The sequence below is a fragment of the Acidovorax sp. GBBC 1281 genome (genome assembly GCF_028473645.1).
Lineage (GTDB): Bacteria > Pseudomonadota > Gammaproteobacteria > Burkholderiales > Burkholderiaceae_C > Paracidovorax.
In genome coordinates this window covers 2268618-2289967 of record NZ_CP097269.1, presented here as the reverse complement: position 1 = coordinate 2289967, position 21350 = coordinate 2268618, and the positions used below count along the sequence as shown (strand labels likewise).

Genomic DNA, 21350 nt, shown 5'->3' with positions numbered 1-21350 from the left:
TTACTCCCGTCCATCCACATGAAAGGCCGGCCCGCCATCGCGGACCGTGCCGCGATTGGCCACCGGCACCGGCGCCGCAGTGCCCTTGGGCGCTCGGCGCCAGGGCGCGCCCAGCAGCCGCACGCCGTGCACGCGCTTGACCGCCACCACCACATAGGCGGCCCCGAGTATCGGCCACCAGCGGGCCCCCAGTCCGTCCATCCAGTCGAAACGCTCCAGCCAGGGCGCGCTGCGCACCGCCGGCCGGTAGCAGCCGAAGCTGACCGACTCGACCTCGAAATTGAGCAGCCGCAGCCAGTCGCGCAGCCGCCAGTGGCCGATGAACTCGCCCACGTCGGGCAGGTACAGCTGCCCGCCCGCACCCAGGCGCTGGTACAGCCGCGCCCGGCGCTGGCACAGGCCCCACAGGCTCACGGGGTTCAGCCCGCTGATGACCACCCGCCCCTCGGGCACCAGCACGCGCTGCACCTCGCGCAGCGCGGCATGGGGGTCGATGCTGAGTTCCAGCGCATGCGGCAGCAGCACCAGATCGAGGCTGTTCTCCGAGAAAGGCAGGGCCACCGGATCGGCCAGCAGGGCGGGCTCTCCAGGGTCTCCGCCCCCCAGAGCCCCGGCCGCGTGCCAGCCGGCCGCCTCGTCGGTCCACAGCAGGGTTTCTTCGGCGCCCAACGCCAGCCAGCGGTGGGGCATGCGGTTGGCGCGCAGCCCCTGCAAACCCGGCATTCCGAGCTGCAGGGCGTGGTAGCCGAAGATGTCGGCCACCAGCTCGTCATAGCGTTCCTGCTCCCACGCCAGCAGGTATCGGCCGGGGGAAGAGTCGAACCAGTGGTGCAAACCTATAATTTCATCGCTCATGAACTTGCTGCCGCTGCCCGCCTTTACCGACAACTACATCTGGATGCTGCACGACGCGCAGGCTGCGGTCGTGGTCGATCCGGGAGAAGCGGGCCCGGTGTTGCAGGCATTGCAAACCCTGGACCTGCCATTGCAGGCGATTCTAGTCACGCACCACCATGCCGATCATGTCGGCGGCGTGCCGGCGCTGCGCGAGGCCACCGGCGCCCGCGTCTTCGGCCCCGCGCACGAAACCGTGCCCGAACCCATCACCCGCCTGGTGCAGGGCGACACGGCCGAGGTGCTGGGCCTGCGCTTTCAGGTCTTCGACGTGCCCGGCCACACCGCAGGGCACATCGCCTACTACGCCCCTGATGTGCACGGCACCCCCGTGCTGTTCTGCGGGGACACCCTCTTTTCCGGCGGCTGCGGCCGGCTTTTCGAAGGCACGCCCGCGCAGATGCAGGCGTCGCTCGACACCCTGGCCGCGCTGCCGGGCGACACCCGTGTGTGCTGTGCACACGAGTACACGCTGTCCAACCTGAAGTTCGCCCGGGCGGTGGAGCCCGGCAACGGGGCGTTGCGACAATACACCCGCGACTGCGAGGCGCTGCGGCAGCAGGGCCGGCCCACGCTGCCCTCGCGCCTGGCCACCGAGCGCGACATCAACCCTTTCCTGCGCACGCGGCAACCCACGGTGGCCCAGGCCGCCCGGGCCTTCGATGCGCAGGTCGATCCCCAAGATGCAGTGGCCGTTCTCGCGGCGCTGCGCCAATGGAAAAACGAGTTTCAATGAAAATTTTGCACATCCTGGGCCTGGCAAGCGTGGTCTGGCTCACCGGCTGCGCCACGCAAGGCACGTCGCCCGGAAGCGCCGCGAACAAGGACGGTTCTGCGCCGGCTACCACCGACACCTCGTCTTCTTCTTCCCACACCCCCCTGATTCCCTCCGGGCCGCTGCAGCCCATCTCGGCGGTACAGGCCAGCAACGGCGAGGTGGCATCGCTCTACGCGCCCTCCGACCTGTGGGACCGCATCCGCCGCGGTTTCGCCATGCCCGACCTGGACCAGGACCTCGTGCGCGACCGCGAGCAGTGGTACGCCACGCGCCCCGACTACATGCAGCGCATGACCGAGCGCTCGAGCAAATACCTGTTCCACATCGTCGAAGAGCTCGAGCTGCGGGGCATGCCCACCGAACTGGCCCTGCTGCCCTACATCGAGAGCGCCTTCAATCCGCAGGCCGTCTCCAGCGCCAAGGCCGCCGGCATGTGGCAGTTCATGCCGGCCACCGGCAGCGACTACCAGCTCAAGCAGAACGCCTTCCGCGACGACCGCCGCGACGTGCTGGCCTCCACGCGCGCCGCGCTCGATTACCTGCAGCGCCTGTACGGCATGTTCGGCGACTGGCACCTGGCATTGGCCGCCTACAACTGGGGCGAAGGCAGCGTGAGCCGGGCCATCGCACGCAACCAGAAGCTGGGCCTGGGCACCAGCTACACCGAACTCACCATGCCGGCCGAAACCCGCATGTACGTGCCCAAGCTGCAGGCGGTGAAGAACATCGTCGCCAACCCGCAGGCGTTTCGCACCGAACTGCCGCTGATCGAAAACCACCCCTACTTCCAGACGGTGGACATCACGCACGACATCGATGTCTCGCTGGTGGCCAGCCTGGCCGGGGTGCGCGAAGAGGACTTCCGCGCGCTCAACCCCTCGCTGCACCGCCCCGTGATCCTGGCCGCGGGCATGCCGCAGATCCTGCTGCCCTGGGACAACGCCAAGGTGTTCCTCAAGAACCTGGAAGCCCACCGCGAAGGCCAATACGCCAGCTGGACGGTCTGGAGCGTGCCCACCACCATGACGGTGGCAACCGCCGCCCAACGCGTCGGCATGAGCGAGAACGACCTGCGCAGCGTGAACCGAATTCCGCCACGCATGATGATCAAGGCGGGCTCGGCCCTGATGGTGCCCCGCGCCACCACCACGCGCCAGGACGTGTCCAGCCAGGTGGCTGATAACGGGCAGGTCGCTTTCACGCCGGAAATCGTCACGCGCCGCACCACGGTGCGCGCCGGCAAGCGCGACTCGGTCGCCAGCATCGCCAACCGCTACAAGGTGAGCGCCGCCAATGTGGCCGAATGGAACGACGTCAAGGCCAACGCCGCCTTCAAGGCTGGCCAGCAGGTCGTGATGTACCTGCCGGTGAAGCTGGCCACCACCTCGTCCGCGCGCCCAGCCATCAAGCAGACCTCCACGCGCGGCGCCAAGGCCCCTGCGGCTCCCACCCGCAAGGGTGAAACGCCCTCGCGCAAGAAGCGCTGAGCGGCAGCCGGGCCGAACCAAGGCATCGCCCCGGAGAGGCTGGCCGTCCAGCGCTTGCGTGTGGAGGCCCGGCAAGTTTGCGCTTCAGAGGCGCAGGTTGTGCATGCCGACGAGTCCCAGCACGCCCATCACGATGAGGTACAGGGCCACGATGTAATTCAGCAGGCGGGGCATGACCAGGATCAGGATGCCTGCGATCAGGGAAACGAGGGGGCCGATACTGAGGTTCAGCGACATGGAGAGATCCTTGTTGGAGTGATGGAATGAAGGAGCGCAATCGGTGCGTTGCAGCGCCGTGGCAAGACCGCCGCTGGCGCCCCGTCGACTCTAGCGCCACACCCTTGCCGCCGTGTGTCGGACAGTTCAGCCAAAGTGCCGGTCGGCCCCGGCACGGCACCGTGTGCCCCCTGCCCCTCACGCATTGAACTTCTGCTTGGCCTTGCGCGCGAATTCGTTCGTGAACGTGCGCCCGAGATCGATCTTGAGCGGCGCCAGTTCGGATCGCAGGCGGGCCACCACCCGTGCCGCATTGGCCGGGCCGTCATCAGGCATGAGGCCGTCGGGCGAGAAGGTGTCGCGCACCTTATGGAATGCCGCCAGGTAGGCGCCCCGCTCGCCCAGCAGGTAGCCGGACGGCACGGCGCGCACCAGGTCGGCCGGGCTGGCCGTCTGCAGCCATTTGAGGGCATGGACCATGGCGTTGGCCAGGGCCTGCGAGCGGGCCGGCTGCTTTTGCACGAACGACTGCGGCGCATAGAGGCTGGCGGCCGGCATGGTGCCGCCGAACAGCTCCTGCGACCCTTTGAGCGAGCGCGTGTCGCACAGCACCCGCACCTCGGCGCGCTGCTCCAGTGCGCTGACGATCGGATCGGCATGGCACAGCGCATGCACCCGCCCCTGTCGCAGCGCGGCCACCGCCCCCAGGGCGGAGCCCACGCCGACGAAGGACACCTCGTCCAGCGGCGCGCCGTCCCGCGACAGCATCAGTTGCGCCACATGGTGGGTGGAAGACCCCAGGGCCGACACGCCCACGCGCATGCCCTTGAAGCGGCTCACGCTCTTGACGGGCCAGGCCCGCGCCGATGCTGCCAGGGCCAGCTGCGGCGCCCGCCCCTGCAGCACGATGGTGCAATAGCTGCGGCCCAGCAGTTGCTGGCGCAGCACGTGGTCGTAGGCGCCCGAGCACACATCGGCCTCGCCGTCCTGCAGTGCCTGCAGGGCCAGGGCGCCGCCCGGGTAGTCCTGAACCACCACGTGAAGCCCCTCGGCCCGGAAGAAACCCAGCTCCTGGGCGATGGTCAGCGGCAGGTGATACAGCAGCCCCGAGCCCCCGACCGCCACCCGCAGCGGACCGGTCCCGGCCGTGAACGGCGACGGCACCGCCAAGGCATCCGCTCCCGCCCAGCCCGCCATCGAGAGGGCGGACAAGGTACCGAAGTGGCGGCGGCGGATGCGAGGAAAATCCATGGAAAAAAGCGAATTCAAGAAAATGCTGCAGTGCAGCAATCGTGCCACCTGCGCGCAGCCGCCCCGTCAGGGCAATCCCTGAGGGACATGAACGGAAAGTCGGGTTAGTAGGATGGGTGCCAGGGCGATCCAGGCAGGTGGATCACCGCGACATGACCGCGGCGCCGCCTCAGCGGTAGCCGATGAAGAGAATGGCGATGTTGACCACCAGCGCCCCCAGCCACACGGCGCTGCGGGCGGTGGGCAGGTCGGACACGTACATCATCACGTAGAAGACGCGCAGCATCACGAAGAGGAACGCCAGGATATCCAGCAGCGTCTGCCCGGCCCCCAACTGGTGCGCGATCACCACCGCACCGATGAAGAACGGCAGCGCCTCGAAGGTGTTGGACTGCGCCGCCAGCGCGCGGGCGCGCCAGTCGGTCTGCCGGGAGGCCCACCCTCGCGGATCGCGGTTGTCGGACACCTGGAAGCTGCCGCGCTTGGCGATCAGGGCGCATACCATGGGCAGCAGCGCCATCAGGAGCACGCACCAGTAGGCGACGGTGAAATGCGCGACATGCAGGGAGTTCATGGTTCAAGCCTTTTCATGCTCCAGCGCAATTGGATATTTCGCTGGCAGCTATCAATTTTATAGTGTCAGCGGCGATCGACCAGCGCATGCGCGATGGTGCCCAGGTCCACGTATTCCAGTTCGCTGCCCACCGGAACGCCGCGGGCCAGCCGGGTGACGTGCAGCCCCCGGCTCTTGAGTGCCTCGCTGATGACATAGGCCGTGGCCTCGCCCTCGGCCGTGAAATTGGTGGCCAGGATCACCTCCTGCACCACGCCATCGGTGGCCCGCTCCATGAGCTTTTGCAGCCCGATGTCCTTCGGCCCCACCCCGTCCAGTGGCGACAGCCGCCCCATGAGCACGAAATACAGCCCGCGAAACGCCGCCGTGCGCTCCAGCGCGGCCTGGTCGGCCGGCGTTTCCACCACGGCCAGCCGGCTGGCATCGCGTTCCGGGTCCAGGCAGGTGTCACACACCGCGGCCTCGGTGAAGGTGTGGCAGCGTTCGCAGTGGTACACCGACACCGTCGCCTCATGGAGCGCCCGCGACAGCACCTCGGCGCCTTCGCGGTCGTGCTGCAGCAGATGGAAGGCCATGCGCTGCGCCGACTTCACGCCCACGCCCGGCAGACGGCGCAGCGCCTGGACCAGGGCATCGAGGGAATTGGTGTCGGACATGCAAGGCGCCGTTCAAGAATCAAGAAAACATGCCCGTGAAGGGCATGGAAGGGTGCGGCGAGCCCGGCGGCCGCAAACGGAAGGCAAGCGAACGATCCGGCCCCTGTCCAAGCCATCCACCGGCGCTCCAGCCGCTGCAGTCGCACAGACTGGGACGGCCGCCTGTCTCAGAAAGGGAATTTCATTCCGGGAGGCAGTCCCGGCATGCCAGCGGTCAGCTTGCCCATCTTTTCCTGCGAGGTTTCTTCGGCCTTGCGCACGGCCGCATTGAAGGCGGCGGCCACCAGGTCTTCGAGCATGTCCTTGTCATCGGCCAACAGGCTGGGGTCGATGGTCACGCGCTTGACGTCGTGCTTGCAGGTCATGAGCACCTTCACCAGGCCCGCGCCGGATTCGCCTTCCACTTCGATGTTGCCGAGTTCGTCCTGGGCCTTCTTCAGGTTGTCCTGCATGGCCTGGGCCTGCTTCATGAGGCCGGCGAGTTGTCCCTTGTTGAACATGTGAGTTTTCCTTTTCTGATGGGAATGAATGGGAGGCTTGAATGAATAAGCGAATGAACCGCGTGGAAGATGGCAACGCCTTCGGTCACGCCGGCTTGATGCTGCCCGGCACGATCTTGGCGCCGAAGTCCCGCACCAGCGTCTGCACGTACGGGTCGTTGTGCACGATCTCCTCGGCCACGCGCTGGCGCTCTGCCGCCGCGGCCGCATTGCGCCGCGCCGGGCTGTCGATGACCACGCCCAGTTCGACGCTGATCTGGGTCGCATGGCCCGCGGCCTCCAGCGCCGCCCGCAGGCGCTCGCGCGCCACCGGCTGGTTGAGCGATTCGCGCTCCACGCGCAGCAGCCAGTGCCCGGCGTCACGCGCCACCAACTGGGACTGCAGGGCCAACTCCCGCACCAGCGCCGCAATGGCCTCGGCAGCCACCAGTTGCTGCACGGTGGCGTGCCAGACATCGCCCTCTTCCGTGGCCGTGTAGCGGGCGGATGCAGGAAGGGAGCCCGTCGGCGCGAGCGGCTGCAGGCGCGCGCCCGGCTCGGGCGACGTGCGCACGGGGATCGCCATGTATTCGGGCGATGACGGCGCCGACGCCACCGGTCGTTGCGCAGGCGCTGGCACAGGCGCAGGCGCAGGTGGGGCCGCCGCGCGGCGGAAATCCTCGGGCGAATGGACCGGCAGCCGCACAGAGGCCGCTGCCGGCCCCGGCTCGCCGGGAGGGGGCTGCACCGGCGCCGAGGCGTCTTCCCACGGGGGCGCGGAATCGGGCGCGGGCACCGGCGTAACTGAGATGGATGGTTCCGTCTCGGCAACAGCGTCGCTGGCGGCCTGCGCCGGCATCGGCGCTGCAGGCGCACCCGCATCGCGCGCCGATTCGGCCGCCGGCCGCTGCAATGGCATCGCATCGGTGGCGGCTGCCACCCGGGTCGCGAGCTGCGCGGGTGCCGGCTCAACCGGCGTCAGAGTTTTTTTTTCAGCCGAAGGGGCCGGGGCTGCCGAGCCATCCGCCGGCTTGAAGGCCAGCAGCCGCAGCAACGCCATGGTCAGCGCCGCGTATTCGTCCGGGGCCAGCCCCAGTTCGGCACGGCCGTGCAGGCAAATGCTGTAGAGCAGCTGGGTTTCGTCCGCGGGCATCTGCGCGGCCAAGCGGGCGATTTCCACGGCCTCGGGGTCGTTGGCATCCAGCGCCTGGGCCATGTTCGGCACGGCCTGCATGACGGCCATGCGCTGGAGCACCGCGCTCATCTCCTCCAGCGTGGAGGCGGCAGACAAGCCGTTCAAGCGCAGGGCATCGGAGGTTTCCACCACCGTGCGGCCATCGTCCTGTGCCAGGGCCTCGATCAGGCGGAACACGTACGACCGGTCCACGCTGCCCAGCATCTGGCGCACGCCCGCTTCCTGCAACTGGCCGCTGCCGAACGCGATGGCCTGGTCGGTGAGCGAAAGCGCATCGCGCATCGAGCCCCTCGCCGCACGCGACAGCAGGCGAAGCGCCTGGGGTTCGGCCGGCACGTTCTCCTGCGCCAGAACGCGTCCCAGGTGCTCGAGCACCGTCTCGGGCGCCATCGGGCGCAGGTTGAACTGCAGGCAGCGCGAGAGCACCGTGACCGGCACCTTCTGCGGATCGGTCGTGGCCAGCACGAATTTGAGGTATTCGGGCGGCTCTTCCAGCGTCTTCAGCATGGCGTTGAACGCCGTGTTGGTGAGCATGTGCACTTCGTCGATCATGAAGACCTTGAAGCGCCCCTGCACCGGCTTGTAGACCGCCTGCTCCAGCAGGCCCTGCACTTCGTCCACGCCGCGGTTGGAGGCGGCATCGAGCTCGGTGTAGTCCACGAAACGGCCGCTGTCGATGTCGGTGCAGGCTTGGCACACGCCGCAAGGGGTGGCCGTGATGCCGCCCTGCCCGTCCGGGCCCTGACAATTGAGCGACTTGGCCAGGATGCGCGACACCGTGGTCTTGCCCACGCCGCGCGTGCCGGTGAAAAGATAGGCATGGTGCAGCCGCTGCTGCGTGAGCGCATTGGACAGCGCCTGCACCACATGCTCCTGGCCCACCATCTCCGAGAAGGTCTTGGGACGGTATTTGCGGGCGAGCACGAGGTAAGACATGGGGGGATTCTATGTGGCCGGGCGCGCCCTCCCGGATCGCCGGGGTACCGATTCCACGCCGCGCCCCGGTGCGCCCCGCTGTCAGGCCACCATGGCCAACACCTGCACGGCGTGCAGGGTCGGCCCGGCCGGAACGGCCTGCTTTATCGCCTACAATCGGCGGTGACGGGCCTCCCCGCATGGTGAAGCAGCCAACCGGGTCAGGTGGGGAACCAAGCAGCCCTAACTGTAGAGTCAGTGCCGGGGGTAAGGCTCGTCAACTATCTTTTCAGCCATCTCTGCCAAGCCTTTCACTGCCCTTGGCGCAGGGCATGCCCCCCAAAGCGGTCCACGCCGCGGCTTCTTCCCTTTCCGACACCTTCGCGGCATCCGGCACGGTCGATCCAGCGACCAGCGGGCATCCGCCTGGGCACTAACCGCTTGCAGCCCAGGACCACGGCACATCCTGTGAGTCCCCTGCAACGCGCATGTTCCGCCCCAAATCGAGGAAACAGGCAACGGGCCCGCATGGATCGGGCATGTTCCATGCATTCTTGCCAAGCCTGTCCTGTGCAGTGATTGCTTTTGTCGAGTGGCGCATGCCCCAGGAAAGCCAGACCTGTCCCCTCCAACTGTCATGCCAAGCCGGCCGTTCAAGGGTTAAGACCCCAGGCGACTTCCCAAAATATTCACATTTAGCATTTTCAAGTTACCATTTGTTTCTTTTGAGGAGCCGATATGGCAGAAGGTCAAGCGCAAGGAACCGCCTACCTGTGCGACACGGCTGATGCGCCACCGGCGGCCCAGCCGACGCGTGTCGCCAGTGCCAGCCCGTCTGTGATCGAGGAAAAGTCCAACGCCAAGCCGCTGGACCAATTCACGTTCGAAAAGATGCGGCGCGTCAACGGCTCCCTCCTTGCGTTCGGCTCCCTGGGCTGGCTGGCGGCTTGGTGGACGGCCGCGCCCACCTATCACTACGACAACATCCTGTTCGCCCTGCTGGCGATCGCCTTCTACTGCTGCATCATCGCATCGATGTTCGCCAGCACCCCTGGCAGGGTGGTGCTGGCCGCCCTGCCGGCCTGTGGCCTGCTGGCCCACGGGTTCTGGCTGCTGTCGGTGCCGAGTCCGGTCGGGGTCTACTTCTGCCTGGCACTGGGGGTGGCCTTCACGCTGCTGATCGCCTTCATGTTCATCACGACATGGCAGTACCTGGCGTCCGTGGCCGTCATCTGGCTCGCGTTCGGGCACGGCGATTTCCAGCAGATGCGCTCCGCGCACGACCCCGTCTGGAGCATGCTGATCGTCACCCTGTCGTCGCTGTGCGGGATGCTGCTGAACATGGCCCTCTTTCGCCTGCGGGAAGACAGCCACCGGCAGCAACTGGAACTGGAAACCCTGGCCTACCAGGATGCGCTGACCGGCCTGGCCAACCGCCGCAGCCTGCTTAAGCACATGCAGTCGCTGCAGGACGCCGGGTACATCGAAGGCCTGTATTTCATGATGATCGACATCGATGACTTCAAGTCGATCAACGACCAGTTCGGCCACGACCAGGGCGACGTGGTGCTTAAGGACGTCGCTTCGGCACTGAAGCGGCAGGCCGGCCGGCATCTGTGCGGTCGCCTGGGCGGCGAGGAGTTCGGCGTGGTGGTGGATGCCGCCACGTTGCCCGAGGCCTGTGAACTCGCCCAGGCGCTGGTCAACACCGTGAACACGTTGTACGCGGTGCCGGTGGACCACCCTGCCTTCCAGGGCCGCCGGCTGTCCATCAGCGCAGGCCTGACCCGCGGGGAGGTGGACTGCACCACCTCCGAACTGATCCGGCGCGCGGACCTGGGCCTTTACCGGGCCAAGCGCGAAGGCAAGAACCGTTTCTGCATGCACTTCGGCCCCGACGGCGAGGCGTCCCCGGCAGCGACGGCACAGCCTCAGCCCCAGCCTCAAAGCGCCTGATCAGACCCGCTGCAGCCAGGCCTTCGCCCCTTCGGCAGCGGCCATGCCACTGGCCATGCAGGCCGTCATCAGGTAGCCGCCCGTGGGGGCCTCCCAGTCCAGCATTTCGCCCGCGCAGAAAACGCCGGGCAGGGCCGTCAGCATGAGACTGCCATCCATCGCCTCGAACGGCACCCCGCCCGCGGTGCTGATGGCTTCGTGCAGCGGTCGGGTCGCGCCCACGGTGATGGGCAGCGCCTTGATGGCCTGGGCCAGGGCGGCGGCATCGTTCATGCCCTCCTTTCCCAGTTGCTCGTACAGGATGCCCATCTTGATGCCGTCCAGCCCCAGGCGGCTCTTGAGGTGGCTGCTGAGGCTGCGGGCACCGCGCGGATGGCGCACTTCCTTGAGCACGCGCTCGGGCGTGTGATCGGGCAGCAGGTCCAGCGTGAACGTGGCGTGGCCGTGCGCCTCGATCTCGTCGCGCAGCAGGCTGGAGACCGCGTAGATCAGGCTGCCCTCCACGCCGGTGGCCGTGGCCACGAACTCGCCCCGGCGGCTGAACGTGCGCCCCTGGTGGTCGGAGAAATGCAGCGCGACCGACTTGAAAGGCTGCCCGGCAAAGCGCTCGGTGAAATGCGGCGTCCAGCCGGCCGGATCGGGTGCCCGCCCGATCAGCTCGCGCAGGAATTCCCGCCGCGTCTCGCCTGCCGGTGCGCCACCGGCGCGCACCGTGTCGAAGCCGCAGTTGGCCGGGCGCAGCGGGGCCACGGGCACGCCCTTTTCGGCCAGCAGCGGCACCCACGCGCCGTCGGAGCCCAGTCGGGCCCAACTGCCGCCCCCCAGCGAAAGCACCACGGCCCGGGCCTGCACCGGCACCAGGCCCGCAGGGCTGGTGAAACCCAGTGTCATGGCGGCCGCATCGCCGTCCTGCGCGGCGCCCGCGTCGCTCCAGCCCAGCCAGCGGTGGCGCATGTGAAACACTACCCCCTGGCTGCGCAGGCGGTGCAGCCAGGCGCGCAGCAGCGGCGCGGCCTTCATGTCGGAGGGGAACACCCGGCCCGAGGTGCCGACGAAAGTCTCCACCCCCAAGCCCTGCGCCCAAGCGCGCACCGCATCGGCGCCGAAGGCCTGCAGCAGGGGCTCGATGGCGGCGCGGCGCTCGCCGAAGCGGGCCGCGAACGGCTCAAACGCCTCGGAATGCGTGAGGTTGAGCCCGCCCTTGCCCGCCAGCAGAAACTTGCGCCCCACGGAAGGCATGGCGTCGAACAAATGCACGGACAGGCCGCCACGGGCCAGCACTTCGGCCGCCATCAGGCCGGCGGGGCCGCCGCCGATCACGGCGACATCACAGGCCAGCACGGGGGCGATCGATTCGGAAACAGTCATCTTCAACCTTTGCTTTTGAAACATCGGGGCGCGGCGCCGCAGGCCGGGAGCCTGCAGCGCGCCGCGCCATCAAAACAGGGCGCCTTGCACCGGAGCCGGAGCCGGCGGTGGCGGTGGCGGTGGCGGTGGCGGTGGCGGTGGCGGTGGCGGTGGCGGTGGCGGTGGCGGTGGCGGTGGCGGTGGCGGTGGCGGTGGCGGTGGCGCAGTCTCGCTGCCAACCTCCACCATCCGCCCGTCGCCGGTGAGGAACGCCGCGCGCACCGCGTGGCCCGGCATCTGGGCCTGAACAGCTTCGCTATAGCGCGCCAATTGGGCCATCAGATGGGGACGGCGTTCGGGGTCCGCCGCGCTTTTGTAGTCGAGCACCCACCAGACCGGCTCGCCGTCGGAATCGACGCGCCGCACCAGGCGGTCGATGCGCAAGGTCTGCCCGGCGTGAACGATGGTGGCCTCGTTCACCGCCCGATCGACCGCGTTGGCCTGCCATGCCCAGGCGCCCTCGCCGCCCAGGATGCGCTGGGCCATGCCGGCGGCCAGGGTGGCGGACTCCGGCGCCAGGTCGAAATCTGCCGCCAGCCGTGCCAGCCGCGTGGCGGGCCATCCGCCACCGGAAGAGGCCGGCCCGCCGGCGGTGGCCATGGCGGCCTGCTCCAGCAACTGGTGCATGGCCTCGCCCTGGCGCGATGCCGGGGTGGACACGACCACCGCCGGCACGGCCGAGCCATCGGGCTCCGGCTTCGGCGGCGGCGACCAGGCCGGCAGTTCGGCCAGCAAGGCATGGTCCTGCGCCCGCCCATCGTTTTGCGGCAAGGCTTCGCCGGCAGGTTCAGCCAAAACGTTCTCGTCCTCATCCTGCAGCAGGGGCGCCAGCCGGTTCCACCAGCTGCCGGGCGCCGAGGACGAGGGTTGCACCGACGAGACCGCCAGGCAGTGCTTGGCCCGCGTCATGGCCACGTACAGGGTGTTGAGTTCTTCGCGCTGTCGCTCGGCCTGTTCGGCGGCCAGCATGTCCACCGCGCTGGGCGGCGGCGTGCTTTCGCTGGCGAGGAACACGAAGCGGCGCGGCAGCGGCTCTTCGCCCGGCCAGTCCACCAGCACGCCCATGGTCTCGGCCTTTTGCGGGCGGGTGTCGGTGTCCAGCAGCAGCACGCTGTGCGCTTCCAGGCCCTTGGCGCCGTGCACGGTGAGCAGGCGCACCGCCTGCGCGTCCACCCGGCCCGGCGCGCGCTGGCCGGCGCGCTTCATCGCCCGGACGAAGGCGTAGGGCGTGAGGTAGCGCCCGCCGTCGATCTGCAGCGCGGCCGACAGCAGCGCGCGCAGATTGGCGAGCACGCTGGCGCGCTGGGTGGCGGGCGCGGCGGCGGCATAGCGGGCCAGCACGTCGCGGTGGGTGTAGAAGGCCTGCAGCGCGTCGTGGGGCGGCAATGCGTCGAACCAACCCTTGTACAGAGCCAAATCAACCCCTAGGGCAATAAAGTCTAGGGCATCATGCTCACTTTTTAATAGCAAATCGAGCCAGCTGCATTCGAGGTTCTCCGGCTGGCGGCGCCACAGCGCCAGCCGCACGAGCGTGTCGTCGCCCAGCCCGAACAGCGGCGAGCGCAGCGCGCGGGCCAGCGACAGGTCGTGGCCCGTCGAGACCAGCGCATCCAGCAGCGCCACCACGTCCTGCACTTCGGGCGCCTCGGCCAGCTCGGCTTTTTCGGGCTGCACGCAGGGCAGGTGCAGGTCGCGCAGCGCGTCCTGCATGGCGGCCAGTCGGTCGCGCTTGCGGGCGAGCACCATCACCTCGCGCGGCGGCACGCCGTCGGCGATGCGCCCGGCCACCCAGCGGGCGGCCTGCGTGCATTCGCGCATGCGCAGGGTTTCCTCGGCCTCGTGCCGCGGCTGCGTGAGGCTGTCGCGCCACGCCATGGGGTCGAAGGCAGGGCCCGCGCCCTCATCGGGCGCGGTGATGGCGGGCAGACGCAGCCGCATTCCTGGGTCGGTGGACTCGGTGGTGTGGTCGCGAAAGCCGGCGTATTCCCCCTGGCCCTGCGCGGCCTGCATGACGTGGTTGACCGCGTCGATCACGCCCGTGGCATTGCGGCGCGTGTGGTCGCAGCTCAGCAGGTCGCCCCCCAGGCCTTGGCGCACGAAGGCCTGCGCGGCCAGGAACACCTGCGGCTCAGCACGCCGAAAGCGGTAGATGCTCTGCTTGGGATCGCCCACGATGAACACGCTGGGCGCACGCCCACCGCCCGCGCCCACATAGCCCGACAACCAGGCGTGCAGCGCCTGCCACTGCAGGGGGTTGGTGTCCTGGAACTCGTCCACGAGCAGATGCCGCACCCGCGCGTCCAGCCGCTCCTGCACCCATCCGCTCAGCACCGGGTCGGACAGCATGACGAGCGCCGTGCGTTCGACATCGTTCATGTCCACCCAGCCGCGATCGCGCTTGAGCGCAGCGAACGCAGCCACCAGGGCGCGCGTGAGCCGGGCCATGCGGTGGTGGTGGCCCCAAGCCTCGTGCTGGCGGCGCGCCAGGCACAGGCGCTGCAGCTCGGCCTCGGCTTCCTGCGCCACGGCGAACTTCTCCAGGTTCTTGCTGAGCCGGTCTTCCTTGGCCACGAAGAAGGCGCGGCGCAAACGCTCCAGGCGTTCGTGCGGGTCCTCGCATGCGAAGGCATCGACCACCGCGTCGGCCGCTTTTTGCGGCGTCTTGTTGGATTCGGTGCCCAGGGCACTGGCGCGGGCCAGCCAGCGGGCGCGCGCCGCATCGCCCTCCAGCGCATGGGCCGGGCTGTCCAGCCCCTGCAGGTCGGGGAATTGCGCATGGAACGGCGGGACCGAGGCGTCGATCACGCCGGCCGCGTCCGCCAGTTCGAACTCGATGCGCTTGGACAGCGCCGCGCCCAGGGCCTTGTGCGTCTGCGACCGCCCGTGCGAGGCCACCGCCGCAAGGTAGTCGGCATGCAGCGCCGCATCGTCGGCCACCTGCTGCAGGAACGGCGGCCAGACCTGCCGCACGGCCTCGGCATCGTCCTCCAGCAGTTCGTAGTTGCCGGGCAGCCCGCGCGCGTGCAGCACCGCCAGCGGCGCGGTGCCCAGCAGCGCGGCGAACCAGCTGTGGAAGGTGCGGATCTGCACCGGCCGCCCGGATTCGAGCATCGAGCGGTACAGCGTCTGCAGCAGCGCGCGCTTGTCCAGCGCGCGATCGGGCGGGATGCCGCGGGCGACCAGTTCCCGGGCCAGGCGCTCGGGCTCGGCCTGGGCAAATTCTTCCAGCCATTCCTGCAGCCGCTGGCGCATCTCGCCCGCGGCCTTGCGCGTGAACGTGATGGCCAGGATTTCGTGCGGCGCGCAGCCGTCCAGCAAGGCGCGCAGCATGCGGGAGACCAGCATCCAGGTCTTGCCCGCGCCCGCGCAGGCTTCCACCGCCACGCTGCGGTCCGGATCGCAGGCGATCGCATAGAACGCTTCGCGCGTGACCGGGCGGCCGTTGTGTTCGTAGGCGGCCAGCGTCATGGTGCGTTCTTCATGCCCAGAAATCCTTGCGGCACAGGCCGCGCGCGGCGCAGTAGTCGCACACGGCCCCCTCGCCCAGCGCCGGCATGGCGGCACCGGCAGCGATGCGTTCGAAGTCGTGCAGGATGCCGTCCACCAGTTGGTCGCGCAGGGCCACGATGTCGGGCTGCTCGAAGGTCCGTGTGTCGCCGCGCTCACCCACGTTCACGTAAGCCGCGCGCAGGTGGTCATCGTGCAGCAGCGCGGCATAGAACGCCAGTTGTGTGTCCTCGGTACCGGCGGCCAGGCGCTTGCGGGTGACGGCTTCGTTCTCGGTCTTGTAGTCGATCACCAGCACGGTCGGTGCTTCGCCCGGCACGCCGGAGCGGACGGCATCGATGCGGTCGAGCAGGCCCACCAGTTGGAGCGGACCGAGCGACTGCGTCGAGCGCACCTCGGCCTGCCGGAAGGCCGCGCCCTGCCCTTCGTGGTCCTGCAGCCAGCGAAGGTAGCCGTCGCGCAAGGCCGGCCAGCCGGAGGCGAACGGAAGGAACTCGCCCGACGCCAGCCGCTGCGCCCGGGTGACGGCCTCGGCCGCGGCATCCAGGAGCGCGCGGCGCGCCGGCAGCGCTTCCGTGGGCGCCGCCTGCAGCGCCTCGTGGAAGTGCTGGAGCACGGCATGCAGCCAGTTGCCGAAATCCCGCTTGCCCACTTCGGCGCCCAGCTCGTCGGATTCCTTCAGCCCCAACTGGCGCAGCGCGAAGAAGCGGTAGGGGCAGTGGCGCAGATCGGAATAGGCGGTGGAGGACAACTGCAGCAAGGGCAGTGCCTCGCCCGTCGGCATCGGCCGGGGCACGGGCGCGAGCGGCACTTCGCGCACGCTTCGCGGATCGGTGCCGACGCGGGCCTGGCCGGCCAGCTGCAGGGCCAGCACCAGCGGACTGGCCAGCAACGGCTCTCCCCCTTCATCGCCGCTGCGCCACAGCACATCCACGTGGGCGGTGCACAAGGCATTGCGCCAGGCCTCGCGCTGGGCGGCTTCCAGCGCCTCGCGGGTGGGCAGGCCCAGGCCCTCGCGCTGCGCCCGGGTCCAGGCGCCGGGGGGCTCCGGAGCAGGCGGCAGGCGCTTTTCGTCGCAGCCGGGCACCACCAGCGTGGCGAACGGGCGCGCCAGGATCTGCGGCAGCGGCACGACGAACACCGAGGCGCTGCCGTCGTGGCCGGGCCGGTAGCGTGCGGCTTCCAGCACCTCGTTCACCCAGCGGGTGAACTCGACCAGCGCCATGGGCCGCCCGGCGCTCGCCAGCCCCTCCAGATCGGAGGGCAATCCGTCCTGCAGCCGCAGCTCCGCCAGCACGCGCTCGCCCGCGGCGTCGGCCTGCAGCGCCTCCCATTGCCCTGTTGCCTGCAGCAGCTCGCGCAGTGCGGCCAGCCAGGCCGCCACGGGCCTCGCGGCCTGCAAGGGCGTGCGCCAGGCCTGTACCTGGGCGATCAGCGCTCGCACCGCTTCCGTGGCAGGCGGCGTGGCATCGCTGCGTTCCTCGATGGCCGTCCAGTGGCCGGTGCCGGCCCGGCGCAGCCATTTCTCGGCCGCGCCCACCGCTTGCGGGCTGGCGGCCGGCACGTGCTTGAGCCAGTCCAGCACCGCGTCGGCGGAGGCGTTCCAGGCACACGCCCGCAGCGCCACCATGGCATGGGACGCCGCGCGCGTGGTGGACAAGGTCCAGCCGTTCTCGTCGTGCACGGCCACTCCGCGGCCCTGCAGCAGCGCGCTGATGCGGCGCGTCAATGCCCGGTCGATCGCGGCCAGGGCCAGCGGCGCGTGGCCCTGCGCCAGGCGGTGCAGCACGCACGCCGCTGCGCGCTGGGCTTCGTCCTCGGCATCGGCGGCCTCGTGCAGGAACACCTCGCCAAGTGCAGGCAGCGCCGTTTCAGGCGGCTCACCGAGCGGCAGGGACAGCGCGCGGTCGCCCCACCGCGTGCAGAGCGTCTTGGCCAGCGGATCGGCCTGGAAGCCGCCAAGCACCACCAGCGCATCCACGGCCGATTGCGTGCCCGGATCGAACAGCACGTCCGTTGCGTGGCAGGACGCCAGCACCCATTCGAGGGCGATGCGCGCCACCGCCGCCTCGTAGCGCAGTGCCGCGCCATCGCCTGCGGGGGGCATCGATTCGCGCGCGCCCACCGCCCACGCTTCGCGCTCGGGCGGCGGCACGGCGCAGACGACGCTGGCCAGTTGCGCCGCCGCCTCCAGCAGCGGCGCGGCCAGCACGTCGCGCTGCTCGGTCAGCCCGACCCGGTCGAGCAACGCGCGCGCCGTGAGGGTGTCGCGCCCCATGTCGTGCGAGAGGTCGTCGCCTTCCGGCACGAACGGGGCGATGCGGGAGGCCCAGTTCCGGGTGGTCTCGAAACGCGGCGCGAAGCCGTCGGGCACGCGGCGCGCCCATTCGCGCTGCGCCTCGGCCATGAGCTGGGCGTACGGCACCAGCACCACGGTGGCCGCGGGGTGCGCGCCGGTGCGCCGGATGTGGGCCTGCACCCGGTCCAGCACCGGGCCCCAAACGCTGCCGGGCGCATCGTTTTTCGCTATGACTGTCATAGCGGTGGAGGCCGCGGCCACACCGTGGGGCGGGAAATATCTTTCTGTCACAATCCCCTGACTTTATCCGGACCCGCCCACCTCAACTTGCTCCACAAAGGAATGTGCCATGGCAAGCGAACTCATCAAACACCTTTCCGACGCCAGTTTTGAAACCGATGTGCTGCAACCGGGCACCACGGTGCTGGTGGATTACTGGGCCGAATGGTGCGGCCCCTGCAAAATGATCGCGCCCATCCTGGACGAAGTCGCCAACACCTACAAAGACAAGCTGACCGTCGCCAAGATGAATGTGGACGAGAACCGCGAAGTGCCTGCCAAGTTCGGCATCCGCGGCATCCCGACCCTCATGCTGTTCAAGGACGGCCAGCTGGCCGCCACCAAGGTCGGCGCGATGAGCAAGACGCAGCTCACCGCGTTCATCGACCAGCAACTGGCCTGATTGGTGACGTTCGGGGCTGGCGCGGGCTGCGGTCTGGTCCGCTGCGCGCCATCCCGCGTGCACGCATGGTTCGATGGCAGCGATCTTGGTGCACGTGCCTTGGCAAATCGGTTTTTTTTCCTGTCATAATCGCCGCAGATCATCGCGTCCGCATGCACTAGCGGCCGGTTCCAGATCCCCAGGCCATCCGAGGTCCGCAAACAGCGGCAGCCCGGCTCCCGGCCTCCCCCCTGATTCAAATCCGCTCCGTTCAGGAGTCACCCCATGCATTTAAACGAACTCAAGGCACTGCACGTGTCCGAAGTGCTCAAGCAGGCCGAAGAGCTGGAGATCGAGAACACCGGGCGCATGCGCAAGCAGGAGCTGATGTTCGCGATCATCAAGAAGCGCGCGAAGGCTGGTGAGCAGGTCTTCGCAGACGGTGTGCTGGAAATCCTGCCGGATGGCTTCGGCTTCCTGCGCAGCCCCGACACGAGCTACACCGCCAGCACCGACGACATCTACATCTCGCCCAGCCAGGTCCGGCGCTTCAACCTGCACACCGGCGACATGATCGAAGGCGAAGTGCGCACCCCCAAGGACGGGGAGCGCTACTTTGCGCTGACCAAGCTCGATGCGGTCAACGGCGGCCCGCCGGAGCAGAACAAGCACAAGGTCATGTTCGAGAACCTGACGCCGCTGTTCCCCAAGGAGCAAATGAAGCTCGAGCGGGACATGAAGGGCGAAGAGAACATCACCGGCCGCATCATCGACATCATCGCCCCTATCGGCCGCGGCCAGCGCGCACTGATCGTCGCACCGCCCAAGAGCGGCAAGACGATGATGATGCAGCACATCGCACACGCCATCACCGCCAACAACCCCGACGTTCACCTCATGGTCCTGCTCGTTGACGAGCGCCCCGAGGAAGTGACCGAAATGCAGCGCACCGTGAAGGGCGAAATCATCGCCTCCACCTTCGACGAGCCTGCCGCACGCCACGTGCACGTGGCCGAGATGGTGATCGAGCGGGCCAAGCGCCTGGTCGAATTGAAAAAGGACGTGGTGATCCTGCTGGACTCCATCACGCGCCTGGCCCGTGCCTACAACAACGTCGTGCCCTCCTCCGGCAAGGTGCTGTCGGGCGGCGTGGATGCCGCTGCGCTGCAGCGCCCCAAGCGCTTCTTCGGCGCGGCGCGCAAGGTGGAAGAAGGCGGTTCGCTGACCATCATCGCCACGGCGCTGGTCGATACCGGCAGCCGCATGGACGAAGTGATCTTCGAAGAATTCAAGGGCACGGGCAACAGCGAAATCCACCTGAACCGCCGCCTGTACGAAAAGCGCGTGTTCCCAGCCATCGAGCTCAACAAGAGCGGCACCCGCCGCGAAGAGCTGCTGCTGCCGCCCGAGATCCTGCAAAAGACCCGCATCCTGCGCCAGTTCATGTACAACATGGACGAGATCGAGTCGATGGAACTCATGATCAAGAACATGAAGGCGACGAAGACCAATGTGGACTTCTTCGACATGATGCGCCGCGGCGGCTGATTTTCTTGCCGTCCGCATGGGGTGGCTTGCGCCGCTCCCGTGTACATCCAAAAGCCCCGCAGGCCATCCGGCCTGCGGGGCTTTTTGCTGAAGGCCGCAATCTCCCCGCTCAAGTACCGGACCACGCGGCGGCGGACGATCCCAGCGCAGGTGCAGGCAGCTCCCAGCGCATCGGCATGCCTTCGATGGACAGCGGCGCCAGCAAGCGCCTGGCCGGCCCCCAGGCGGTGGCTTCGATCTCCGGAGACTGGTCTTGCAAAAACTCGGGCAACAGCGGCTCCCGGTCCAGCGACGACGGCGCCTGTGCCAGCCAGTGGGCGGTTCGCGCCAGCGATGCCCGCACCTCGCAGCCCCGGCCGGTCTGCTGGCGGTGCGCCAGCGCCTTCAGGGCCGCAGCCGCCATCAGGTAGCCGGTGGCATGGTCGATGGCCTGCACGGGCAGTGGCACCGGCACCTGCCGCCCGGTCCGGCGCATGCCTGCCTCGGCAATGCCGGTGCTCATCTGAATGAGGCTGTCGAAGCCCTGGCGTCCGCGCCACGGACCGCTCCACCCATAGGCGTCGAGCGAGACGTCGATCAATCCGGGATGGACCGCGCGCCGCCATGAAACGCCCAGCCCCAGCCGCTCCAGGGCTTCCGGCCGCAACCCGTGTACCAACACGTCGGCTTGGCGAAGCAAATGCTCGAACACCGCGCGGTCGGCGGCTTGCCGAAGGTCCAGGCGCGCGCAGCGCTTGCTCAGAACCACCTCGGGTACGGTGCCGGGCTCTTCCCAGCCCGGCGGGTCGATGCGCAGGACCTCGGCGCCAAAGCCGGCGAGGAAACGCGTCGCCACCGGCCCCGCCAGGATGCGGGTGAGGTCCAGCACACGCACGCCATGCAGCGGCCGCTGCGCCGTTCCCACCCATGCGCGCTCAGGCCCTTCCACTCCAAAGGCCATGTGGAGCAACGGTTCCGCCTGGACGGCGCGCCCCTGGGGATGGGACGACCATTCGTCCAGGCTTCGCATGGCGGCGGCACAACCGCCCTGCTCCACGACGGCGGACTCCAGATCGCTTGCACGCCAGCCAGCGACCGCCTGGGCCGCCGACTTCCGGTCCGTCACCCCGCCGAGCACCGCCAGCGCCGCGGCACGGTGGTGCGGCGCATTGGTGTGCAAGCGGATCCATCCATCCGCAGCTTGGTAGTCGCCTGCGACGGTATCCCACAGCGGTGCCAGGGCCCAGCCGATCGGACGCAACGATCCACCGAACCAGAAGGACGCCAGCCGCCGGTCCACCCGAACCTGCGGCACCGGTCCGCGGGAAGGTGCGGCGACCTCCGCCAATGCGAGACCGGCCACCGCCATCGAGGCACTGGCCAGGTCGGTCACGGGAAAGACCGATGGCAATTGCCCAGCGCCCGTGAAAAACAGCGCATCCATCGGATCCGTTGTGCCGCCCAGGCCCTTCCACAGCGTGCGTGCGAAATGGGTGAGTGACGCGGAAGGGGGCAAAGGAGCGGAGGAATGGGTGGACATGGCAGGCC

The 21350-nt window shown here is 68.7% G+C and carries 16 protein-coding genes and 1 other RNA gene; 6 read left to right on the top strand and 11 right to left on the bottom strand.

Annotation, left to right across the window (positions count from 1 at the left end):
• Positions 1–855: a class I SAM-dependent methyltransferase gene (locus tag M5C96_RS10460; protein WP_272568993.1), complete on the bottom strand. Its 855-nt coding sequence runs from the start codon at positions 853–855 to the stop codon at positions 1–3.
• Between M5C96_RS10460 and gloB the strand changes: the two genes are divergently transcribed.
• Both gloB and M5C96_RS10450 read left to right on the top strand, forming a co-directional pair.
• On the top strand, positions 854–1630 hold the full coding sequence (gene gloB, locus M5C96_RS10455) for a hydroxyacylglutathione hydrolase (protein ID WP_272568991.1): 777 nt from the start codon (positions 854–856) through the stop codon (positions 1628–1630). The two genes, M5C96_RS10460 and gloB, sit on opposite strands and share 2 nt — an antisense overlap.
• Positions 1627–3159 (top strand): transglycosylase SLT domain-containing protein, encoded by a 1533-nt coding sequence (locus M5C96_RS10450; protein ID WP_272568990.1) that lies wholly within the window; start codon positions 1627–1629, stop codon positions 3157–3159. The genes gloB and M5C96_RS10450 overlap by 4 nt, the downstream gene beginning before the upstream one ends.
• Before the next feature lie 84 nt (positions 3160–3243).
• Here the strand turns inward: M5C96_RS10450 and M5C96_RS10445 are convergent, their stop codons facing one another.
• The 6 genes from M5C96_RS10445 to dnaX all read right to left on the bottom strand — a co-directional run bounded on the left by M5C96_RS10445 (position 3244) and on the right by dnaX (position 8466).
• Positions 3244–3396 (bottom strand): DUF3096 domain-containing protein, encoded by a 153-nt coding sequence (locus M5C96_RS10445; protein ID WP_272547845.1) that lies wholly within the window; start codon positions 3394–3396, stop codon positions 3244–3246.
• A 177-nt stretch (positions 3397–3573) separates the two neighbouring features.
• Positions 3574–4626, bottom strand: coding sequence for an ABC transporter substrate-binding protein (locus tag M5C96_RS10440; protein WP_272568989.1), 1053 nt, complete (start codon positions 4624–4626; stop codon positions 3574–3576).
• A gap of 169 nt (positions 4627–4795) precedes the next feature.
• Entirely contained in the window at positions 4796–5200 is a 405-nt protein-coding gene (locus M5C96_RS10435; protein WP_272568988.1) for an MAPEG family protein, read from the bottom strand.
• A 65-nt stretch (positions 5201–5265) separates the two neighbouring features.
• Positions 5266–5856 carry a recombination mediator RecR gene (gene recR, locus M5C96_RS10430; RefSeq protein WP_272568986.1) on the bottom strand — a complete coding sequence of 197 codons (591 nt, stop codon included), beginning with the start codon at positions 5854–5856 and terminating at the stop codon, positions 5266–5268.
• Between the two features lie 167 nt (positions 5857–6023).
• Complete coding sequence (locus M5C96_RS10425) at positions 6024–6356, bottom strand: YbaB/EbfC family nucleoid-associated protein (protein WP_272568985.1); 333 nt, start codon at positions 6354–6356, stop codon at positions 6024–6026.
• 85 nt (positions 6357–6441) lie between these two features.
• Positions 6442–8466 carry a DNA polymerase III subunit gamma/tau gene (gene dnaX / locus M5C96_RS10420; RefSeq protein WP_272568984.1) on the bottom strand — a complete coding sequence of 675 codons (2025 nt, stop codon included), beginning with the start codon at positions 8464–8466 and terminating at the stop codon, positions 6442–6444.
• Between the two features lie 164 nt (positions 8467–8630).
• On the opposite strand from dnaX, the gene ffs reads away from it, so the two are divergent.
• Both ffs and M5C96_RS10410 read left to right on the top strand, forming a co-directional pair.
• Positions 8631–8727: signal recognition particle sRNA small type (gene ffs, locus M5C96_RS10415), an RNA gene on the top strand.
• Positions 8728–9183: 456 nt separating this feature from the next.
• The gene (locus tag M5C96_RS10410; protein ID WP_272568983.1) at positions 9184–10401 is read left to right on the top strand and encodes a GGDEF domain-containing protein; all 1218 of its coding nucleotides are present in this window, start codon (positions 9184–9186) and stop codon (positions 10399–10401) included.
• On the opposite strand, the gene M5C96_RS10405 is transcribed toward M5C96_RS10410, so the two are convergent.
• From M5C96_RS10405 to M5C96_RS10395, 3 genes are all read right to left on the bottom strand, one after another.
• Complete coding sequence (locus M5C96_RS10405) at positions 10402–11769, bottom strand: TIGR03862 family flavoprotein (protein WP_272568982.1); 1368 nt, start codon at positions 11767–11769, stop codon at positions 10402–10404.
• 69 nt (positions 11770–11838) lie between these two features.
• Positions 11839–15276, bottom strand: coding sequence for a UvrD-helicase domain-containing protein (locus M5C96_RS10400; protein WP_272568980.1), 3438 nt, complete (start codon positions 15274–15276; stop codon positions 11839–11841).
• A gap of 10 nt (positions 15277–15286) precedes the next feature.
• On the bottom strand, positions 15287–17854 hold the full coding sequence (locus M5C96_RS10395) for a PD-(D/E)XK nuclease family protein (protein ID WP_272568979.1): 2568 nt from the start codon (positions 17852–17854) through the stop codon (positions 15287–15289).
• Positions 17855–17963: 109 nt separating this feature from the next.
• Between M5C96_RS10395 and trxA the strand changes: the two genes are divergently transcribed.
• Together trxA and rho are read left to right on the top strand one after the other, a co-directional pair.
• Positions 17964–18296 carry a thioredoxin TrxA gene (gene trxA / locus M5C96_RS10390; protein WP_272568977.1) on the top strand — a complete coding sequence of 111 codons (333 nt, stop codon included), beginning with the start codon at positions 17964–17966 and terminating at the stop codon, positions 18294–18296.
• A gap of 264 nt (positions 18297–18560) precedes the next feature.
• Complete coding sequence (rho, locus tag M5C96_RS10385) at positions 18561–19823, top strand: transcription termination factor Rho (protein WP_272547856.1); 1263 nt, start codon at positions 18561–18563, stop codon at positions 19821–19823.
• 109 nt (positions 19824–19932) lie between these two features.
• Here the strand turns inward: rho and M5C96_RS10380 are convergent, their stop codons facing one another.
• Positions 19933–21342: a CoA transferase gene (locus M5C96_RS10380; protein WP_442867373.1), complete on the bottom strand. Its 1410-nt coding sequence runs from the start codon at positions 21340–21342 to the stop codon at positions 19933–19935.
• Positions 21343–21350 lie beyond the last annotated feature (8 nt).

What these genes read in the sequence shown, in the direction of transcription:
- M5C96_RS10400 (WP_272568980.1), bottom strand. Translation starts at nt 15,276, where the DNA reads ATGACGCTGGCCGCCTACGAACACAACGGCCGCCCGGTCACGCGCGAA.
- M5C96_RS10435 (WP_272568988.1), bottom strand. Translation starts at nt 5,200, where the DNA reads ATGAACTCCCTGCATGTCGCGCATTTCACCGTCGCCTACTGGTGCGTG.
- trxA (WP_272568977.1), top strand. Translation starts at nt 17,964, where the DNA reads ATGGCAAGCGAACTCATCAAACACCTTTCCGACGCCAGTTTTGAAACC.
- M5C96_RS10460 (WP_272568993.1), bottom strand. Translation starts at nt 855, where the DNA reads ATGAGCGATGAAATTATAGGTTTGCACCACTGGTTCGACTCTTCCCCC.
- M5C96_RS10395 (WP_272568979.1), bottom strand. Translation starts at nt 17,854, where the DNA reads ATGACAGTCATAGCGAAAAACGATGCGCCCGGCAGCGTTTGGGGCCCG.
- M5C96_RS10410 (WP_272568983.1), top strand. Translation starts at nt 9,184, where the DNA reads ATGGCAGAAGGTCAAGCGCAAGGAACCGCCTACCTGTGCGACACGGCT.
- rho (WP_272547856.1), top strand. Translation starts at nt 18,561, where the DNA reads ATGCATTTAAACGAACTCAAGGCACTGCACGTGTCCGAAGTGCTCAAG.
- dnaX (WP_272568984.1), bottom strand. Translation starts at nt 8,466, where the DNA reads ATGTCTTACCTCGTGCTCGCCCGCAAATACCGTCCCAAGACCTTCTCG.
- gloB (WP_272568991.1), top strand. Translation starts at nt 854, where the DNA reads ATGAACTTGCTGCCGCTGCCCGCCTTTACCGACAACTACATCTGGATG.
- M5C96_RS10380 (WP_442867373.1), bottom strand. Translation starts at nt 21,342, where the DNA reads ATGTCCACCCATTCCTCCGCTCCTTTGCCCCCTTCCGCGTCACTCACC.
- M5C96_RS10405 (WP_272568982.1), bottom strand. Translation starts at nt 11,769, where the DNA reads ATGACTGTTTCCGAATCGATCGCCCCCGTGCTGGCCTGTGATGTCGCC.
- M5C96_RS10450 (WP_272568990.1), top strand. Translation starts at nt 1,627, where the DNA reads ATGAAAATTTTGCACATCCTGGGCCTGGCAAGCGTGGTCTGGCTCACC.
- M5C96_RS10445 (WP_272547845.1), bottom strand. Translation starts at nt 3,396, where the DNA reads ATGTCGCTGAACCTCAGTATCGGCCCCCTCGTTTCCCTGATCGCAGGC.
- M5C96_RS10440 (WP_272568989.1), bottom strand. Translation starts at nt 4,626, where the DNA reads ATGGATTTTCCTCGCATCCGCCGCCGCCACTTCGGTACCTTGTCCGCC.
- recR (WP_272568986.1), bottom strand. Translation starts at nt 5,856, where the DNA reads ATGTCCGACACCAATTCCCTCGATGCCCTGGTCCAGGCGCTGCGCCGT.
- M5C96_RS10425 (WP_272568985.1), bottom strand. Translation starts at nt 6,356, where the DNA reads ATGTTCAACAAGGGACAACTCGCCGGCCTCATGAAGCAGGCCCAGGCC.